Consider the following 3,325-nt stretch of genomic DNA (forward strand, 5'->3'; position numbering starts at 1 on the left):
AAAAAAGAAAAAAAAAACAAAAAAAAAAAAAAACCAAAAAAAAAAAAAAAAAACTAGAAAATAATAAAAACAAACAAAAACTAGATAAAAAAAACTAGAAAATAAGAAAAAACACAAAAGAATACATATAAAATTTATTATAAAAATTAATTAAAATTTAAATTAAATAAAAATGGGATAATATGTTATATGAAGAAAACATAGTTCAAAAGAAACTGAAAAACATAAAAATCAGATTCGGGTTAATTTATCCAAATATTTATAAAGTAGCTATGTCTTCACTTGGTTATCAAATATTATATAATTTAATAAATGAAATTAATGATACTTGGTGTGAAAGAATTATTTATCCGAAAACTAGAAGTATTGAGTCTAATAGCCCAGCTAAAGATTTTAATATATTGAGTTTCACAATACAATTCGAAGAAGATTACTTTAATTTAGTAAAAATGCTTGCAGCTTCTGATATTCCATTATATAGTAAAAATAGAACTAGTAAAGACCCTTTAATCATTGCAGGAGGTCCTTGTGTTACTGCAAATCCTATGCCACTTAGTCCATTTATTGATATGTTTATAATCGGTGAAGGGGAAATGGTTCTTAATGATTTAATAGATATTTATAGAAATCTAGATAATCCTCGAGAACAACTTGAAGAGTTCTTAGAACTTGATGGAATTTATATTCCAAAATTTAATAACAAAACAGATATTGTACTTGTTGAAAATATGGATAAAGCATACCATATAAAATATCCCATAGTAATTCACACCGATAATGAAGATTATAAACCAGTATTTGGAAATGGGATTTTATTAAATGTTTCAAGAGGATGCTCTAGAGGTTGCAGATTCTGTATGTCAGGATATTTATATAGACCTAAAAGAGAAAGTTCACTTGAAAAATTAATAGAAATTAGCGAAATAGCAAGAAAAAATAGTAATCTTAATAGAGTTACATTAATTGCACCTTCTGTAAGTGATTATTCTAATATTAATGAATTAACAGAAGAATTATATAAAAGAGGTTTTGAAATATCAACACCTTCAATGAGAATTGAAACTATAACAGAAGAATCTTTAAAATCCCTTAAAAAAAGTGGTCAAAAAACACTTACAATTGCACCAGAATCAATATATAAACTTAGACGTTCAATTAATAAAGATATTAGTGATGAAAAAATAGAAAAAATATGTGATTTAGCAATAAAAATAGGTTTTAATTTAAAATTATATTTTATTATAGGTTTTCCTAATGAAACTAATGAAGATCTTAAAGAACTTGCAAAATATATTAAAAAAATTGATTCTAAAAAAAGAAAAGGTATTTCTATAAAATTTAGTATAAATCCACTAATTCCTAAAGCTCAAACACCATTACAGTGGGAAGAATACAATATTAAATCTATTAAATCAAAAATACGTTATCTTAAACGCCAACTTAAAGGAATAAATGTAAAATTTGATAGTGCAAAAATAGGTTTAAAACAATATGTTTTATCATGTGGTGATGAAAATATTTCAGAACTTTTAGAATATTCTATTCAAAATAAGATTAACACGAATACCTGGAAAAAGTACATTCCACATTATAATATTAATGATGAACTTCCATGGTCTAATATTGATTTAGGATATAATGATAATTTTTTAAAAGAAGAAAGAGAAAAAATGAAAAACAATGAAATAATTCCATGGTGTGATGAAAATAAATGTTATAATTGTAAATATAACTGTTTATAAAAATTTAAAATTATAACTACTTTTTTATTAAATTTAGAAATAAAAATTTAAAACACAAAAATTAATAAATAAAAAAACTAAAAAAAAACTAAAAAATAAAATAAAGATTAAAAATAAATGAATTTAAAAATTAAATCCACCTACTTCTATATCACTATTTATTCTTAATTTATCACTTGAACTATTATTATAATTAAGACTTTTAAAATGATTTTCATCAATTTTTTCAGCATTAGCTATATTATTACCACCTACTCCAATATATGAAACTAATTCTACAACTGGATTGTCAATACGTACATTAAAACCACCAGTACTTATAAATGAATTAATATTACTAATACCTTTCGGACTAGTTCCCATGATATTTAAACCACCAGTATTAATTTGAGAATATACATTCTTTAATTCCCCTCCACCAAACACGATGTTTATACCACCAAGATTAATATAATTGTTTAAAGAGTTAATTTTTGAACCTTGTGAAACATTTAAATTACTTCCACCAAGAATAATTTTCTGATTAATATTATACTCATATTTATTATTTAATTCAATAGTGTCATCAGAAGAATTTGAATTTAAATAGACATTTAAAGTACTTCCATTTACAGTATAATTCATATTAGGTGACTGATCTTTAGTAGATACATTAACAATACTACTTGAATTATTTACAAAATTAAAATCAACTCCACCACAATACTTGTCTACATTAATATTTACAGTTTTTATATTTGATTCATTTAATTGTGATTGATTTAATGTAATTGATTTAAGCTCTTCTTGATCAGAACCTGTTACAAAACTAAAAGATGCAAAAACTATTGATAAAATTAATGCAAGAATTATAAGTATTCCAATTATTTTATTAGTTTCCATTATAACACTCCCATTAAACAAATTAAAATTAATGCTAAAATACCGAAAGAAGATAAAAAGGATTTACCTAATCCTATTTTAAACTCAGAATTTACTAAAATCACAACTAAAACTGCTTTCCATAATAAAACAAGCATTGAAATAGGTATTATAATCAAATTACCAATAGAAGTTAAAGATAAACCAATAAGTGTAAAAATATCTATAACACTAAGATAACCAAGTAAATTAAAAGTACTTTTAAAACTACCTTCTCCACCAAGTAATCTAGAAAATATATAAATAAAAATAGTCTGCACAATATTAAATACAATAGTAAAAATAATCAGAAAAATTGCAACAACAATAAAAACAACAAAACTCTTTGATAATATACCAGAAATAAGACCTAAAAATATAGAAAAGAATATTAAAGTAATTATTCCAGCATATCCACCATCTTTACTTTTTTCATCAAACAAAAGTTCTGGAGATAATAAAACCATACTCCATTCATTTAATAAATTCTCAAAATACGACTTCATATTAATAAATTATGTAAATAAATATAAATAGGTTTCTATATTAACTGAAAATTATTTAAAAAAATAAACTAAAAAATAAATAAAATTTAATTAAAAAATAATTTAAATAATCATGATTTAAAAAAAATAAAAGGATAATAAATAAAGTATATTAAAATAAAAATAGTAATATAAAAC

3 protein-coding genes are annotated in these 3,325 nt (G+C 22.2%); 1 reads left to right on the top strand and 2 read right to left on the bottom strand.

Annotation, left to right across the window (positions count from 1 at the left end; translation table 11 throughout):
* Positions 1-182: 182 nt before the first annotated feature.
* A complete protein-coding gene (locus BGI41_RS07260; protein ID WP_088539979.1) occupies positions 183-1,742 on the top strand; it encodes a radical SAM protein in 1,560 nt (519 codons plus the stop codon).
* 123 nt (positions 1,743-1,865) lie between these two features.
* Here the strand turns inward: BGI41_RS07260 and BGI41_RS07265 are convergent, their stop codons facing one another.
* On the bottom strand, positions 1,866-2,624 hold the full coding sequence (locus BGI41_RS07265; protein WP_088539982.1) for a hypothetical protein: 759 nt from the start codon (positions 2,622-2,624) through the stop codon (positions 1,866-1,868).
* Positions 2,624-3,148 (bottom strand): Yip1 family protein, encoded by a 525-nt coding sequence (locus tag BGI41_RS07270; protein ID WP_088539984.1) that lies wholly within the window; start codon positions 3,146-3,148, stop codon positions 2,624-2,626. The genes BGI41_RS07265 and BGI41_RS07270 overlap by 1 nt, the downstream gene beginning before the upstream one ends.
* Positions 3,149-3,325: the final 177 nt, after the last annotated feature.

The organism is Methanobrevibacter sp. 87.7 (assembly GCF_002208625.1).
In the GTDB taxonomy this organism is placed as follows: Archaea; Methanobacteriota; Methanobacteria; order Methanobacteriales; family Methanobacteriaceae; genus Methanarmilla.

Bases quoted from the DNA above. Each gene is read 5' to 3' on its own strand.
- BGI41_RS07260 (WP_088539979.1), top strand. From the start codon at position 183: ATGTTATATGAAGAAAACATAGTTCAAAAGAAACTGAAAAACATAAAA.
- BGI41_RS07265 (WP_088539982.1), bottom strand. From the start codon at position 2,624: ATGGAAACTAATAAAATAATTGGAATACTTATAATTCTTGCATTAATT.
- BGI41_RS07270 (WP_088539984.1), bottom strand. From the start codon at position 3,148: ATGAAGTCGTATTTTGAGAATTTATTAAATGAATGGAGTATGGTTTTA.